At 73.8% G+C, this 15,323-nt stretch carries 13 protein-coding genes; 9 read left to right on the plus strand and 4 right to left on the minus strand.

The window, feature by feature from the left end; all coding sequences use genetic code 11:
• Nucleotides 1-221: 221 nt before the first annotated feature.
• Nucleotides 222-3,617, plus strand: coding sequence for a hypothetical protein (locus tag ABT147_RS06505; RefSeq protein WP_351403037.1), 3,396 nt, complete (start codon nucleotides 222-224; stop codon nucleotides 3,615-3,617).
• Between the two features lie 120 nt (nucleotides 3,618-3,737).
• On the plus strand, nucleotides 3,738-4,346 hold the full coding sequence (locus tag ABT147_RS06510) for a DJ-1/PfpI family protein (protein ID WP_351403325.1): 609 nt from the start codon (nucleotides 3,738-3,740) through the stop codon (nucleotides 4,344-4,346).
• Nucleotides 4,347-4,380: 34 nt separating this feature from the next.
• On the opposite strand, the gene ABT147_RS06515 is transcribed toward ABT147_RS06510, so the two are convergent.
• The 3 genes from ABT147_RS06515 to ABT147_RS06525 form a co-directional block, all read right to left on the minus strand.
• Entirely contained in the window at nucleotides 4,381-5,565 is a 1,185-nt protein-coding gene (locus ABT147_RS06515; RefSeq protein WP_351403038.1) for a PP2C family protein-serine/threonine phosphatase, read from the minus strand.
• Nucleotides 5,566-5,679: 114 nt separating this feature from the next.
• Entirely contained in the window at nucleotides 5,680-6,444 is a 765-nt protein-coding gene (locus tag ABT147_RS06520; protein WP_351403039.1) for an IclR family transcriptional regulator, read from the minus strand.
• Nucleotides 6,445-6,512: 68 nt separating this feature from the next.
• Nucleotides 6,513-7,367 (minus strand): glycoside hydrolase family 16 protein, encoded by an 855-nt coding sequence (locus ABT147_RS06525; RefSeq protein WP_351403040.1) that lies wholly within the window; start codon nucleotides 7,365-7,367, stop codon nucleotides 6,513-6,515.
• A gap of 251 nt (nucleotides 7,368-7,618) precedes the next feature.
• Here ABT147_RS06525 and ABT147_RS06530 point away from each other — a divergent pair, with 251 nt between their 5' ends.
• The 7 genes from ABT147_RS06530 (at nucleotide 7,619) to ABT147_RS06560 (ending at nucleotide 13,241) form a co-directional block, all read left to right on the plus strand.
• Nucleotides 7,619-8,086: a DUF5709 domain-containing protein gene (locus ABT147_RS06530; RefSeq protein ID WP_351403041.1), complete on the plus strand. Its 468-nt coding sequence runs from the start codon at nucleotides 7,619-7,621 to the stop codon at nucleotides 8,084-8,086.
• Nucleotides 8,087-8,267: 181 nt separating this feature from the next.
• Nucleotides 8,268-8,882: a dihydrofolate reductase family protein gene (locus tag ABT147_RS06535; RefSeq protein WP_351403042.1), complete on the plus strand. Its 615-nt coding sequence runs from the start codon at nucleotides 8,268-8,270 to the stop codon at nucleotides 8,880-8,882.
• A 91-nt stretch (nucleotides 8,883-8,973) separates the two neighbouring features.
• Nucleotides 8,974-9,534, plus strand: a complete 561-nt coding sequence (locus ABT147_RS06540; protein WP_351403043.1) for an RNA polymerase sigma factor — start codon at nucleotides 8,974-8,976, stop codon at nucleotides 9,532-9,534.
• Complete coding sequence (locus ABT147_RS06545) at nucleotides 9,531-10,361, plus strand: zf-HC2 domain-containing protein (protein WP_351403045.1); 831 nt, start codon at nucleotides 9,531-9,533, stop codon at nucleotides 10,359-10,361. The genes ABT147_RS06540 and ABT147_RS06545 overlap by 4 nt, the downstream gene beginning before the upstream one ends.
• 92 nt (nucleotides 10,362-10,453) lie before the next feature.
• Complete coding sequence (locus ABT147_RS06550) at nucleotides 10,454-11,287, plus strand: ABC transporter ATP-binding protein (protein ID WP_351403046.1); 834 nt, start codon at nucleotides 10,454-10,456, stop codon at nucleotides 11,285-11,287.
• Complete coding sequence (locus ABT147_RS06555; protein ID WP_351403047.1) at nucleotides 11,284-12,663, plus strand: hypothetical protein; 1,380 nt, start codon at nucleotides 11,284-11,286, stop codon at nucleotides 12,661-12,663. Before ABT147_RS06550 ends, ABT147_RS06555 begins: the two co-directional genes overlap by 4 nt.
• The gene (locus tag ABT147_RS06560) at nucleotides 12,660-13,241 is read left to right on the plus strand and encodes a hypothetical protein (RefSeq protein ID WP_351403048.1); all 582 of its coding nucleotides are present in this window, start codon (nucleotides 12,660-12,662) and stop codon (nucleotides 13,239-13,241) included. Before ABT147_RS06555 ends, ABT147_RS06560 begins: the two co-directional genes overlap by 4 nt.
• A 243-nt stretch (nucleotides 13,242-13,484) precedes the next feature.
• Here ABT147_RS06560 and ABT147_RS06565 read toward each other — a convergent pair whose 3' ends face one another.
• Nucleotides 13,485-15,179, minus strand: a complete 1,695-nt coding sequence (locus ABT147_RS06565) for a dolichyl-phosphate-mannose--protein mannosyltransferase (RefSeq protein WP_351403049.1) — start codon at nucleotides 15,177-15,179, stop codon at nucleotides 13,485-13,487.
• Nucleotides 15,180-15,323: the final 144 nt, after the last annotated feature.

Consider the following 15,323-nt stretch of genomic DNA (forward strand, 5'->3'; position numbering starts at 1 on the left):
CGGGTCCGGTGGGGGCTGGTCGCGCAGTTCCCCGCGCCCCTGAAAAAGCAGGGGCTGCGCCCCGTGCTTTTTCAACGGCCCGCAGGGGCCGTTGCTTCTAGGGGCGCGGGGAACTGCGCGAGAAGCTCCACGCACCCGCACCCTGGCGACGTCGGCCCGCCCGCCTCCGCGCCCCCACTTAATCGATCGCCTGACCGGATCATGCCGGGCAGAATCGCCGCATGCCGACCGCCGCGGAGCGACTGCTCTCCGCCCTCGAACCGCTGCCGTTCCCCGCACGCCTCACCCTGACGGCACGGACCGCCCGCGGGCTCGCGGACGACGGGACGCTCGCCCCGTTCCTGGCCGACCTGGACGCGCGCGGACCGTACGAGCGGCGGCTCGCCGCGCTCGCGGCCCTCGTCGGACGGGACGCGGGGTTCCTCGCGGAGCGGCTGGCCGACCCGGACCCGGTCGTCGCCGGGTACGCGCGGCGCGCCGCACGCGACCTGCCCGTACCGGACCGGGCCGTGGAGGCGGCGTACGACGACGCGCCGGCCGTGCTGCGGCAGCGGCTGGCCCGGCTGCTCGCCGCAGGAGGCCGCGGCGAACTCGCCGAGCGGCTGGTGACGCGACTGCGCGCGGAGTGGGGCGACGCCGAGGCCGCGCGGCTGCTGCCGGCCTGCTCCACCCCTTTCGTGGCACGGGAGTTGCCCGGCCTGGCGCACGCCGTCGACGGCTGGACCCGGCTCGCGCTCCGGCATCCCGACCCGGTCCTTGACCACGCCGAGCGGACCCTCGCCGACCGGGCGGGCGGACAGCAGCGGGACGACTGGTGGCGCCTGAACGCCACCACGGTCGCGGCGCTCGCGCCCCTGCGCCCCGAGCGGGTGCTGACCCTGCTGGAGCGGCACGGCCCCGGCAGTCTGCCGCCCGCGCTGAACAACGGCCTAGGCCCCCTGGTCACGGCCGACGCCGACCGGGTGATCCGCTGGATCACCTCCCCCGACCGTCAGGAACAGCGCCACGAGCCGATACCGCCGCCGGGCGTGCTGCACCGGCTCGTGCGGGCCGAGCCCGCGTCGCTGACCGCGCTGGGCCGTCACTGGCTGTACCGCGACGGCCACTTCACCGCGCTGGTGAAGGCCCTGGCGCCCGGCCTGCGCCCCGCCTTCGTGGACGCGGTCGCCGACGGCGGCACCCGCTGGAACACGGCGCTGAGCGTCCTCGGGCTGCTGCCCCGCGAGCGCCGCTGGGCGGAAGTCCGGCGGGCGGCGGCCGAGTTCGACGGCACCGACTACTGGTGGGACGACCTGGACACCCTCGCCCACGGCCCGCTCGACGAGGCACGCTCCGACCTGCTCGCCGCGATCGGGCGGTCCGACGCCGACGACCGGGCCACCGCCTGGCCGCTGTTCGTGGCCTGCGCCGCCCGCGACGGCGGCCGGGAGGCGGTCACCGAGCTGCTGACCACGGCCGGACGCCGGCTGCGCAACGACCGGGACCCGGTACGCGCCGCCGCGCTCGGCGCACTCGCCGAAGCGCACCCGCGGCTCTTCGCCGCCGGCCACGCCCCGCTGCTGGACGCGATCGCCACCGACGCCCTTCAGGCCCGGGACAGTTCGGCCGACACCCTGACGGCACTGCGCACCCTCGCCGTACGGCTGCTCGTCGAGCACGCCACGGACGACGAGGTGGCCCTGCGGCACTGGGCCCTGCGCACCCTGGAGGGCCTCACCGGCCGGACCGGCCTACCCGAGCTCGGCCCGCTCCACCGCGAGCTGCGGCGGGGCCAGGAACATCAGGTGTTCCAGGCCCTGCGTCCCTGGCTCGACGCCGGTGCCGGGCGGGCCGACTTCCGGCTGCTGCTGGGCCTGGCCGCCGCCCTGGGACCGCGCGCGCGGCGGCTGCCCGAACTGCAGGACCGGCTGGCCACGGCCCTGGAACGCGGCGACGACGAGACGTTCCGGACGGCGGCCGACCTGTGGCTGGCCGCACCGGCGACCCGCGACGAACGGGTCGCCGGGATCGTCGCGCTCGAACCGTCGTCGGTCGTCCTCCCGGCCGTACGGCGGGTGCTGAGCCGGCGGCGCACCGATCTGCTGGACACCCTGCTCGACGACACCCCGCCCTACGGCCGCTTCCTGGTGGACGGGGCCCGGCGCCCGCTGCCGGACCTCCGCGACAGCGACCGCTGGCTGCCCCGCCAGCAGGCGGCGGCCGTACGGCTGGCCGCACGGGCGGTCGCGGACGACTCGCTGCCGCTCGACGAACGGTCCGCCCTGATCCGGGCGGCGGCCCCGGTGCCCGGGTTCGGGCGGGCCCTGGCGTTCGCGCACAAGGACGACACGGAGGTGGTCGTCGCCGAGGCGGCCCTCGGCGCGCTGCCCTGGACCGACCGGCCCCACGACACCCTCCCGGCGCTGCTGGAACAGGCGGGCGGCGACCGCGCCCGGGTCGCCGTGTACGCGGCCTCACGCGCCGCCCGCTTCACCGCACCTTCCGAACTCGCCCAGGCCCTGGGCGCGTTGCTCACCGGGGAACAGCCCACGAAGGTCACCTCCCGCAAGGAGGCCGTACGCCTCGCCGCCCGCTTCCTGCCGCCCCGGCGCGCGGTGTCCCTGCTGGCGGGCGCCTTCCACGCCCCCGACCGGCACCCGGACGTACGGGCCGCCGTCGTCCGCGCCCTGCCGGCGCTGCTCGGCGAGCCGGAGTCCTGGCCGTTGCTGGAGGACGTGGCACACGACGACGCCCGTGCCGTGCACGAAGCCCTTCTGGCCGTCACCCCCTGGGAGCTGGCCGGGACGCACCGCCGCGCGTACGCGGCCGTGGTCGTCGCGGCGTACGACAGGTCCCTCGCGCTTGCCGAGGGCTTCGGGGGCGGCTATGCCGTGTTCCGCGCCCTCGGGGTGTGGTGCCGCTACTCACCCGAACTGGCGGCCCTTGTCGCCCGGACCGTCCGCGACCTCGGCGACCGCACGCACTGGCGGAGCGCGGCGGGGGTGCTGCGCGATCTGGCCGCCTCCGAACTGCCGCACCCCGTGGGCGGTGCCGCGCCGGGCAGCGTGTTCCACGGCACGGTGGCCGACCTCCTGACCGCGACGCACACCACGGACGGCGGTTGTGACGCGCTGGCGGACCGGGACCTGCCGGCCCTGCAACGGTTGCGGAGCCTGACGTCGTTCGGCTACGTCGACGGAGTGTGCCCCGAACTGCTCGAAGCGGTCGCGGAACAGCTGGCGCCCGAACCCCTGCTCGCGGCGGAACGCGCCCAGCTGCTGCGCGAGTTGGCCGACCGCACCACGGAACCGGCCGCCCTCCTCGAACGACTGCGGGACCTGGCCGACGCCCTGGAGGGCGCCGGGGTGAGCGTCGCGGTCCACACGTCCGGCCGACTGCGGACGTCCTCGGCCCAGCGTGCCCATCGGCAGCGCGCCGAGACCCTGCTGACCGCGGCCGACCGATTCGCCCGCGACGGCGGCACCGCGACGGGCCTGCTGGCGGTCGGCCTCGTCAACGGCACCGGCACGGCCCTCGGCTGGCCCGAGGAGTGGCGGTCACTCCTGCGCCTGCTGCGCGGCCACGCGAACGCCGACGTCCGCCACGAGGCGTACAGCACGATGACGGAGAATGAATGACCGCTCGGCGCGGGGGAGTTGGGCCGCACCCACGGGACCGGGAGACAACGAGTATGCGACCGGACGACGGGCACGGGCACGGACAGGGACACAGACAGGGGCACGGGTGAGGGAGTCATGATGCAGGTAGCCGTGGTCACCTTCGACGGGTTCAACGAACTCGACAGCTTCATCGCCTCCGCGCTGATCAACCGGTGCCGCAAGGACGGGCTGGAGGCGTTCATCACGACGCCGACGGCGGTGGTGACGTCGATGAACGGGGTCGAGGTGACCGGGCAGCGTCCGTTGGAGTTCGTGGGTGAGGCGGAGGTCGTGCTCGTCGGCAGTGGGGTGAAGGCGCGGGATGTGGTCGCCGACGACCGGCTGATCTCCCGGCTGCCGCTCGACCCCGCGCGTCAGCTGATCGGGGCGCAGTGCTCCGGCGCGCTGGTGCTGGCCCGGCTCGGTCTGCTGGAGTCCATGCCGGCGTGCACGGACAGGACGAGCAGGCCGTTCGTGGAGGCCCGTGGTGTCACCGTGCTGGACACGCCGTTCCACGCCGAGGGGAACATCGCCACGGCGGGCGGCTGCCTGGCGTCCCAGTACCTCGCCACCTGGGTGATCACCCGGACGCTCGGGGAGGACGCCGCGCGTGGTGTCCTCGACTACGTGGCTCCCGTGGGGGAGAACCGGCGGACCGTCGAGCGCGCCCTGGGGGCCGTCCGGGCGGGTGAGACCGCGCTGCGCTGACGGGCCGGGGCGAGGAGCGCGAGGCGGCCCGGGGTCATGACCGCGACCGGGCGCCGCACGCGACCACGGCCGCTTCGGGAGCGGGAGCGGTCGGTTTGCGGAGCAGGAGCAGAGCCGCGTCGTCGTGCAGCCGGCCTCCCACATGCGTGAGCAGTTCGTCGTGCAGGGAGGTGAGGGTGTCGGCCGGCTCGTCGGACAGATGGTGCGCCAGCCTCTCCGCGAGCGGATAGAACGCGCGGTCGCGGTCGCGGGCCTCCGTCACACCGTCGGTGTAGAGCAGCAGCTGATCCTCGTCGCCGAAGCGCAGGGTCTGCAGGCCGGGGGTCTCGCCCGTGAGGGCGCGCAGCCCGAGGGGCGGGGCGGGGAACGCGGGCTCCACCGGTACGACGCCGGAGCCGCGCACCAGCAGCGGCGGCGCGTGCCCGCAGTTGACCAGCTCCAGCTCACCCGGCCGGGGATACCCGGCGACCACGGCGGTGACGAAGTCGTCGCAGCGGAGGTTCCGCGCCAGACTCCGCTCGATCCGGTCGACGACGGCGAGGAGATCGGGCTCCTCGTACGCCGCCTCGCGGAAGACCCCGAGCACCAGCGCGGCTATCCCGACCGCAGGCAGCCCCTTGCCGCGCACATCGCCGACGATCATCCGCACCCCGTACGGGGTGGGCACCAGGGCGTAGAGATCCCCGCCGATCCGGGCCTCCGCGGCGGCGGCGCTGTAGCGGACGGCGACCTGGAACGGGCCGACCGTCGCCGGTACCGGCTGGAGCAGCGCGTGCTGGGCGGCCTCGGCGACCGAGCGGACGGCCGCGAGCACCCGCTCACGGCGCCCGCGCAACGCGCTGGCCAGGCCGCTCGCCAGGGTGACGGCCACCAGCGCGGACAGGACGGCGGCCAGCTCACGCCCCGGCGCGCCGTCCCGGACGCCGAGCATCGCGCCCAGCACCCCGGCGAGGAGGCCGACACACAGCACCCCGCGCGGCCCGCTGGTGGTGGCGGCCAGCGCGGGCCCCGCGGCGAGCAGCGGCAGCCAGGTCAGCCCGGCCCCGCCGAGGAGGCCGACGACCACGATCACGGAGACGATCAGCACGGGCAGGACGGGCGTCCCGGAGGCCAGCTGCGCGGCGACCCGATTACGGGCCGGCCTGACCGGGACGGACGCTCGCTTCCTCGACGGCCGGATCGGCCCGTGGTCGCCGCCGAACTCTCGGGTGTGACTCATGTATCGCCGCCAGTCCTCACCTGTGCGCGGAGCACGCGCTCCTGAAAATGTCCGTTGAAATGTCCGTTTGATCCAGGAAAGAGGATCGGGCCGGGCGCCACAAGGACATGGTTTTCAGATAGTGAGCGACAGGCCCCTGGTCACGCGGCTCGCGGTCGGGAGCAGCCGCGCCCGGACCTCCTCCAGCCGGGAGAGCCGGTCCGCCCGCAGCGAGACACCGAGCGAGCCGAGGGTGTCCCCGCTGTACACGGGCACCGCGATGCAGACCGTGCCGAGGGCGTACTCCTCCAGGTCCGTGACGGCGGGTGCCACGGGGGAGGAGTCCAGCCGCCGGAGCAGCTCCGGGGCGTCCGTGATGGTCCGGGGTGTGAGATCGGCCATCCGGTGCCGGGAGAGATAGTCCTTGCGGGAGTCCTCGTCCAGCTCGCGCAGCACCGACTTGCCCAGCGCGGTGGCGTGCCCGGCGTCCTCGAACCCCACCCACAGATCGACCCGGGGCGCCCGGGGACTGTCCACGATCTCGGCGACCCGGATCTCACCGTCCTCGTAGAAGGTGAGGTAGGCGGCGCTCGTCAGCTCGTCCCGCAGCGCCGCGAGCGTCGGACGGATCCGGCTGAGCAGCGCCTGCCCGCGACCGCTGGCGTGCAGCGTCTGCACCTTGTCGCCCAGGACGAAACCGCCGTCGGCCAGCTTCCGCAGATACCCGTCGTGGACCAGGGTCCGCAGCAGGTGGTAGGCGGTGGCCAGGGGCAGCCCCGTCTCCCGTGCCAGCTGCTTCGCCGGCGCGCCGTTCTCGTGCGCGCTCACCGCCTCCAGCAGGCGGAAGGCACGCTGCACGGACGTGATGAGCGTGGGGCCGGGGTCGTCGTGCGCAGCCATACGACCAGCGTGCGCCGGGCACGCGGCACGGGCAAGCTCCGCCGGGTTCACCTGGTCATCCGCTCCGGTCACTTCCAGTCGTACGCGTACGCGGCGACCCAGGTGATGTCGAGCTGCGCGCTGCTGCCCGGCGCCGCGCCCGGCCCCTGGAGGGCGCTCTCGTTCTGCAGCACCCAGGACAGGGGCCGGTCCGGCACGTCCCGGGTGTCGTGGCCGACCTGCCGGCCGTCCACGAAGAACCGCACATGTCCGGGCGTCCACTCCGTCGACACGGTGTGCCACCGCGTCCAGTCGTCGCTGCCGGGGAAGTAGCCCTGTTCGCCGCCGCCGCAGGGGTGGTGGAAGGCGGTGAGGTCGCCGGTCCATTCCCCCTCGGGATGGTCCATCTCGCAGCCCCCGCCGTAGTGCAGCCAGGCGGACTTGTATCCCGGGGCGAGCTTCGTCACCTTGATACGGGCGCTGTACTTGCCGTACCTCATCTGCATGACGGCACGGGGTACCACCGCCGCGGCGTGCACGGGGCCGCCGTCGGCGGGCCGCCACATCCTGATGTACATCCGGCCGTCACCGTTCGCCGCAGGGCCCACGCTCACGGTGTCCTCGGGGTGGTAGACACCCACGACGTCCCGGCCCCGGTCGTTGGCCGTGTCGCGCCAACCCGTGGGGTACGTCCACCAGTTGTCGCGGTACGCGCCGCGCAGGCCCCCGCAGTACGCGGCGGACGTGTCGACACGGTGCTCGCAGTCGCTGAACGCGCCCAGCGGCACCCTGTCCCCGTCGAAGTCCTCCGCGAGGACCTGCCAGAACGGCCCGCAGTCGCCGAGGGGCAGCTCGGTGCCCGAGGCGCGGCAGGCGTCGGCCGACACGGGCGCTCCCTCGGCACGCGGCACACCGAGGAGCGCCACCAGGAGCAGCAGACCCATGGAGGGCCACAGTGCCCGTCCACGACGTTTCGGTGCCGCGTGCGAACCCATCGGTGAGCCCCTTTCGACCCCGTGCGGTATGGGTGGTGCGAGGGAGCATCCTCACGGCGGGACCGCCGCGGCGCCATCCCCGCAACGGGGTGCCCACCGGAGGGCGGCACTCCGTTGGTGGTGGTCCCGGAGGTGTCGCCTCCGGGGAACTCGGTACTCCGCACGGGACAGGAAACAGTCGACCGTCCCCGGAGGCGATCATGAGTGACGAGAACAGGGCGGACGACGCCTACCAGCCCACGGGCGACAACGAGGAGCAGGAGGACGCCGCCCCGCTGGATCTCCAGGACGCGGTCGACGAGCGTACGTACGACGACATCCTGGACGAGGGCTACTCGCCGCCGGAGAAGCCCCTGGGCGTCACCAGGAGCGGCACCACGGCGGCCGAGCAGCACGAGGGCGAGTCCCTGGACGATCGGCTGCGGCAGGAGGTCCCCGACGTGGAGGTACCGGCCGGGGACGGTATCGGCGACCTGCCGGACGGCGAGGGCGAACCGCTCGACCCGGAGGCCGGAGCGGACCGCGCCGGACGCCTGGTCGCACCCGACGAGGGCACACGGCCGGACACCACCAAGGAGCTCGTCGCCGAGGACGAGGGCATCGACGGCGGAGCGGCGGGCGCGGAGGAGGCGGCGATGCACGTCGTCCCCGACGACCGGCTGCCGTAGCCGCCCGCGCGGATGCGGGGCGATGCGGCACGGGGTCCACGGTCCGGGCGGCCTCGCCGCCGCGCCCCCGCTCGCAGCGGATGCGGCGCGTCTCGGGCATGTCGAATGCGGCGGTACCCGATCGACGTGAGGGTGAGGCGGTACACCCGCCGTACACCCCACGACGTTCAGGAGCCCCATCATGATCGTGACCGCGGACCTGGCCATCTCCCTCGACGGGTACGTCGCCGGCCCCGGCGTCGCCCCCGACAACCCTGGAGGTGACGGCGCCGAACCGCTCTTCGAATGGATCCACGGGCTGGCGAGCTGGCGGGAGCGCCAGGGCATGACCGGCGGGGAGGAGAACCGCGACTCCGAGCTGATGCGCGAGTGGTTCGACGCCACCGGAGCCGTGGTCATGGGCCGGACGATGTACGACCTGGGCGAGGAGTTCTGGGGCGACAACCCGCCGTTCAGGACCCCGGTCCTCGTCCTCACCCACCGGCCCCGGCCCACCCTCGTCAAGGAGGGCGGCACCACCTTCACCTTCGTCACCGACGGCATCCACGACGCCCTCGACCGGGCGAGGGACGCGGCCGGGACCCGCAACGTCGACATCGCGGGCGGGGCGAGCACGGTGCGGCAGTACCTCCGGGAAGGACTCGTCGACGAGCTGCAACTGCACGTCGTGCCCGCGCTGATCGGAGCAGGGCTGCGGCTCTTCGACGACGTGGGCGCGGGGCGGCGCGACCTCGAACCGGTCCGGGTGGTCGACACCCCCCTCGCCACCCACCTGAAGTACCGCTTCACGAAGTGAGCCCCCCCGCCGGTCACCCGCACACGACAGCGATGTGACCGGGATCACTCCCGACGGAAAACCCGGCGCCCGGGCCCCGCGTCTAGTCGGTGTGAGATCAGTCAGGAAGGCACCGGCCGAGCCGGACGAGGAGCGACTCGTCCGGCTCGTGGCCAAGGGTGACCGCGCGGCGTTCGAGGAGCTGTACCGGCGCACCGCGCCATGGCTGGCGGTGCGGTTGCGGCGCCGCTGCGCCGACGAGCAGATCGTCGCCGAGGTCATGCAGGAGACGTATCTGGCGGTGTGGCGCGCGGCGGGCGCGTTCGCCGGGGCCGCGGTCGGCGGGACCGCCGTCGGCTGGCTGTGGACGATCGCGGCCCGCCGACTCGTCGACGCGTTCCGCCGCAGGGCCCACCACGCGGAGCCGCCGCCCGCGGCAGCCGCACAGCCCCTGGCGCCCGCCGCCGAGGACGAGGCGCTCGCGGCGACCGTCGGCGGTGACGTCGGGGACGCGCTGAGACGCCTCGCGCCCGAACTCAGAGAAGTACTGCAGGCCATGGTGCTCGACGGACTGTCCGTCCGGGAGACCTCGGTCCTGCTCGGCGTGCCCGAGGGCACGGTCAAGACCCGCGCCCGCCGGGCCCGGACCGAGATGCGGAGGGCCCTGGCATGAGCGTGGAACACGCGTCGACGCGACTCATCGACGGCTACGCGCGCGGCGACACGGACATCGCCGCCGACGAGGTGTGGGCCCTGGAAGCCCATCTGGAGGGCTGCCGGGTCTGCCGGGACCGGCTGTCGGCCGCCGCCGAGGCGAGCGCGCCCGATGTGACGGCACTGCTCGGCACCGTCTGGTCCGACCTCCAGCCCCGGCTGGCCACCACCCCCACGATGCCCCGCCGCCGACGCTGGTCGGCACGGCTGTCGAGGTGGCTGACCCCCACGATGGCGCCCTGGCTGGCCATGGTCATGAGCGTGACCCTGCTCGCGCTGCTGCTCGACCTCGTCGACACCGGCATGGGGTACGGCTCCGGCCAGGTGTCGCCGGTGCTGCTGCTCGCCCCCGTCCTGCCCGTGCTGGGCGTGGCGGCGTCGTGGTCGCGCGGCCTGGACCCGGCGTACGAGCTGACGGCCTCCGTGCCCAGAGCCGGGCTTCCCCTGGTGCTGCGGCGCACCACGGCCGTACTCGCCGTCGTCGTGCCCGCGCTGCTGGCCGGCGGCTGGGCGACGGGGGTGACGGCCGCGCAGTGGCTGCTGCCCTGTCTGGCGTTCACCTCGACGACGCTGGCGCTCGGCGGAGTCGTCGGCGTGACCCGTGCCGCCGTCGCGCTGATCGCGGTGTGGGCCGCCGTGGTCGTGGCGCCGGCCCTGGCCACCAGCGGTACGCCCGTCGTCCTGCGCACGGACGGACTGCCCGTGTGGGGCCTGATCCTCGCCCTCGGCATCGGTGTCGTGATCGCCCGCAGGGGCGCGTACGCCGTGCTGGGAGCCCATCGATGAACCAGCCGATGAGCCCATCGATGAGCCAGCCGATGAGCCAGCCGATGAGCCAACCGATGAACCGATCGCTGAACGAATCGGTGAACGAATCGATGAACCGACGGAAGGAACACACCTTGATGTCCGCGGTGAGCGCGGCCGACCTCGCACCGACGCCCTACGCCTGGGAGATCCGGGCCACGGGGCTGAAGGTGAGGGTCGGCCGGAAGCGAATGGCCGTCGACGGGCTCGACCTGTCGCTGGGCACCGGAGTGCACGGCCTGCTCGGACCCAACGGGGCCGGCAAGACCACCCTCATCCGGGCGCTGGCCACCGTGCTGCGCCCCACCGAGGGCACCCTGGAACTGCTCGGCGAGTCCGCCGGAGGCCTCGGCGAACACCGGGCGCTGCGCCGCCGGATCGGCTATCTGCCGCAGGAGTTCGGCTACTACAAGCGCTTCACGGTGCGCGAGTTCGTCGAGTACATGGCGTGGCTGAAGGAGGTACCCAAGGCGGACATCCCGGCGGCGGTACAGCGCGCCGTCGAGCGGGTCGGCCTCGCGGACCGTGCCGACGACCGGATGAAGTCCCTGTCGGGCGGCATGGTGCGGCGCGTCGGGATCGCCCAGGCCATCGTCAACGACCCGGCGGTCCTGCTCCTCGACGAGCCGACCGTCGGCCTCGACCCGGCCCAACGGCTGCGCTTCCGCGAGCTGTTGCAGGAACTGGGCACGGACACCTGTGTGGTCGTCTCCACCCATCTGGTGGAGGACGTCGCCGCCGCCTGCACCGATGTGGTGCTCTTCGCCGAGGGCCGGCTGGTCTTCCAGGGCACCCCGGACGAACTGGCCGCCGCGGGCGGACCCGAGCACGTCGGCGACAGCCCGCTGGAGCGCGGATACTCGGCGCTGCTGGCCGACCCCCGGCAGGAAAGGGGCACCTGGTGAACGTCCGTGTCCTGCGCATCGAACTGAGACGCTCCGTCGCCCCGTGGGCCGGCGTCGTGACCCTCACCGTCGCCCTGGCGTTCCTGTACCTGCTGAGCGGCCCGTGGTGGAAGGGCACCGAGCTGTGGACGAGCCAGTGGACGTCCATGGCCCTGTGGACCCGGTTCCTGCTGGCCGTCCTGTGGCCGCTCGCCATCGCCCTCGGGGCCCTCCAGGGGCTGCGCGACCACCGATCGCGGATGTCCGAGCTGCTGACGAGCACACCACGCCCCGCCCGGCACCGCGCGGCCACGACCGCGGGCGCGTCGGCGATCACGCTGGCCTCGGCCTTCGCGCTCCTCGTCCTCCTGGGCGGCGTCCAGGTGCTCGGAGCCACCGAGTACAACCACCTCGGCTGGCTGCCGATCCCGCTCGTCGCCGGACTGGGCCTCGTCGCGGGGGCCTTCCTGGGCATGGGCCTCGGGCGCCTCCTCCCCTCCCCGCTGCTGCCGCCCGCGCTGGCCGTGGCCGCCTTCGTGTTCGTCAACCTCCTGCGGCTGACGACGGAATCGGGGGTGCCGACGTCCACGGCCCCGACCCGGTTCGCGCTGCTGTCACCGGCGGTGGACGAGGTGCGCGACGTGTTCCTCACGCTCTCCGCCCCCGTGCACCTGGGCCAGACGGTCTGGCTGCTCGGCATGGCCGCGACCGGCCTCGCGCTGCTGGCCGCCGCCACCCCGCGCGCCCGTCTGCTCGCCCTCGTACCCGTCCTGGCGGGCGCGGCGATCGCCCTGCTCCTCCTGCCCGGGGACCCGCGCCGGGCGTACGTCTTCGACGAGGCCGCCGCGGCACCGATGTGCGACGGCCCGGTGTGCGTGGCGACGGTGCATCAGGACTACCTCCCCGGTCTGGCGAAGCCCGGGAAGAAGGCGCTCGGCCTCCTGCGGGACGTCCTCGGCGGCGAGGCACCGACCTCCGTCCGGGAGAGCACCGCCCCACGGGGGCTCTTCGACCCGCCGGAACGTTCCCGTACGTCCGTGCTCTTCGACTTCGAGGACAGCGTGATCGCCGACGCGAAGGGCGAGGAACTGACCCGGGTGCTGCTCGCCCAGGGCATGGTGCCGCTCTGCTCCGCCCGCAGCGCCAACGAGAGCGGCACGCTCGGCGAGGTCGCCGCGCAGGGTGTGGCGGCGGGCTGGGTCCTCGGGGACCTCAAGCCGTTCGACGGGGCCATGCACGCGTCCAGCGACCAACTCGCCGCCGCGGGACCGGTGTTCACGGAACTCAAGGCGCTGCCCTGGTCCGAACAGATCGCCCGCGTCAAGGCGGCGCACACCGCCGCCGTCGACTGCGAGGGCGACCCGCTCGACGTCCTGGACGGCGGTACGTCCCGGTGAGATGGCTGACGCTGTACGCGCGCTCCCGGCAGGTGCCGGCGTCGCTCGCCGCGGTGGTGATCAGCGCGGTGGCGGTGTGGGCGCTCGCCGCCCGGGACGGCGCCGGGGGGCCGGCCGATCCGAAGCTGCCCGTGTTCGTCCTCTTCGCGGGGGTGGCGGCGGTGTCCATCGGACTCGGCGGCCAGGACCTCGCGCTGGACCGCACGGCCGCGATCCGCTGGCGGCCCCGCAGAGCGGCACATGTGCTGCTCGGCGGCCTGCTCGTCTGCGCCGTGCTTCTCGCGGTACAGACGGTGGGCGGGGAGGACCTGGCCACCCCCGGGTTCGTCGTCCGCGACAGCGCGGGGCTGATGGGCCTCGCCGCTCTCGGAGCCGTGGTGTGCGGGGCCGCGTACGCGTGGACCCTGCCCATCGCCTGGCTGTCGTTCTCAGTCTTCGTCCCGCCTCCGACCGGCGTGCCGATGCAGGCGGCGACCTGGATGCTGCTGCCGCCCGGCACGACCACGGCCACATGGACGGCCACGACCCTCGCGATCGCCGGCACGACGGCCTACGCCTTCGCGGGGCCGAGGCGGTAGCGGGTCCGGGACGGGCCGCCGGGGCTGTCGTGTCAGGTCAGTTCACGGCGTCGCCCTTCACGCGGGCGGCGCCGTGCGCCCGTGCGAACAGCGGCAGTTCACGGAAGGCTGCGGTGGCGTACCCCCGTATCCGGGCGCCCGACAGGCAGCACCCGGCGGCTCGCCCGTCACCAGGCGCCCGGCCTCGCCGACCGTCATCGGATGCAGTACGAGCCGTTCGGTCGGATGATCGGCCATCGTGGTTCAGATCCAGGTGTCGAGCCACATCCGGACGCGCCAGTCGGGATACGGGATCGTCTGGGCCGTGTAGATCGGGAAGAAGTAGATGAAGTTCCAGGCGATGAGCAGGACGAGCGCGCCCGCCACCATGGCTCCCCGGGCACGGCGGTCGGGGCTCGCCCCCGGTGGGCCCAGCAGGGCGCCCAGGGTCATCGCCACCGCCAGACACAGGTAGGGCACGAAGACGACGGCGTAGAAGGAGAAGGTCGTGCGGTCCTGGTAGAGGAACCAGGGCAGATAGCCCGCGCCCACGGCGCACAGCACGGCGCCCGCGCGCCAGTCGCGGCGCAGGGCCCACCGGAAGAGCAGATACACCAGGGCGCCGCACGCCGACCACCACAGCATCGGCGTCCCCAGGGCGAGGATCGTCTGCGAGCAGCCGGTGATCGCGTGGCAGCCGGCCTCCCCGGGCTCGGGCGACTGGTAGGAGACCAGTACGGGACGGCCGAGGACCAGCCAACTCCACGGATTGGACTCGTACGTGTGGGAGGCGTCCAGTCCCACGTTGAACCGGTAGACGCCGGCCTCGTAGTGCCAGAAGCCGCGCAGCGGGGCCGGTATCCACGACCAGGCGCCGCCGCGGCCGTCCGCCCAGTGCCGCCCGTAGCCGTCGTCGGACAGGAACCAGCCCGTCCACGTCACCACATAGGTGACCACGGCGACCGGGACGAGGGACAGCACCGAGAAACCGAGATCCTTGCGCAGCACCGCACGGTACGGCCGGCTCGCCCCGGCGACCCGGCGGGCGCCGACGTCCCACAGCAGGGTCAGCATCACGAAGAAGACCAGGAAGTACAGGCCGTTCCACTTGGTCGAGGCGGCCAGGCCCAGACAGACGCCGGCCGCGAGCCGCCAGGGACGCCACCCCGTCCCCGCCCGGTCGCCGGTGTCCCGGTCCGGGCGGACGCGCCCGTCCTCGCCCACCGGCAGTGCCGCCGCGAGCCGGGCGCGCGCGTGGTCCCGGTCGATCAGCAGGCAGCCGAAGGCCGCCAGGACGAAGAACATGACGATCAGGTCGAGCAGCGCGGTGCGGCTCATCACGAAGTGCAGGCCGTCCACCGCCAGCAGCGCGCCGGCCAGACAGCCCAGGAACGTCGAACGGAACAGCCGGCGTCCGATGCGGCACAGCATCAGCACCGACAGCGTGCCCAGCACGGCCGGCATGAAGCGCCAGCCGAGCGGTTCGAGGCCGAACATCCACTCCCCGAGAGCGATCACCCACTTGCCCATCGGCGGGTGCGCGACGAAGCTCCCGGTGTCGGTGAGCGTGATCACCTGCGGGTCGGCCAGCACCTGCGGGTCGGCGATCTTGCGGTCCGGCCAGGTGCCCTCGTAGCCGAACCGCAGTAAGGACCAGGCGTCCTTGGCGTAGTACGTCTCGTCGAAGGCGAGTTCGTGCGGACGGTCCAGGCGCCAGAAACGCATCGCTCCGGCCAGCAAGGCGACGAGCAGCGGCCCCACCCATTCCATCGCCCTCGCGACGCGGTACGCCGGCTCCGGGCCGAGGCCCACCCGTTCCCAGAGGCGGGTGCCCGGCTCCGGGAAGGGCGGGACCAGGCGTTCACGGATGTCGCTCCGGGGGCGCCCGGTGTGCCCGAACAGGCGCAGACGGCTGTTCCAGTCGAGGGGCGCCGTCGTCGAACGGGTGCCGTGGAGCATCGCGGTGAAGGAGTCCTTTGAGAGTGCGGGCGGTGTGGTGCCGCGCGGTGCCGGTGCTCGGCCGGGAGAGGGACCCGTCACTCCCCGCACCCCCGCACGTTCGTCTGCGGAGATCGTAGTGCGCATACGTTCGGGGCCCGGAGG

Source organism: Streptomyces sp. NPDC001868 (assembly GCF_040297125.1).
In the GTDB taxonomy this organism is placed as follows: domain Bacteria; phylum Actinomycetota; class Actinomycetes; order Streptomycetales; family Streptomycetaceae; genus Streptomyces.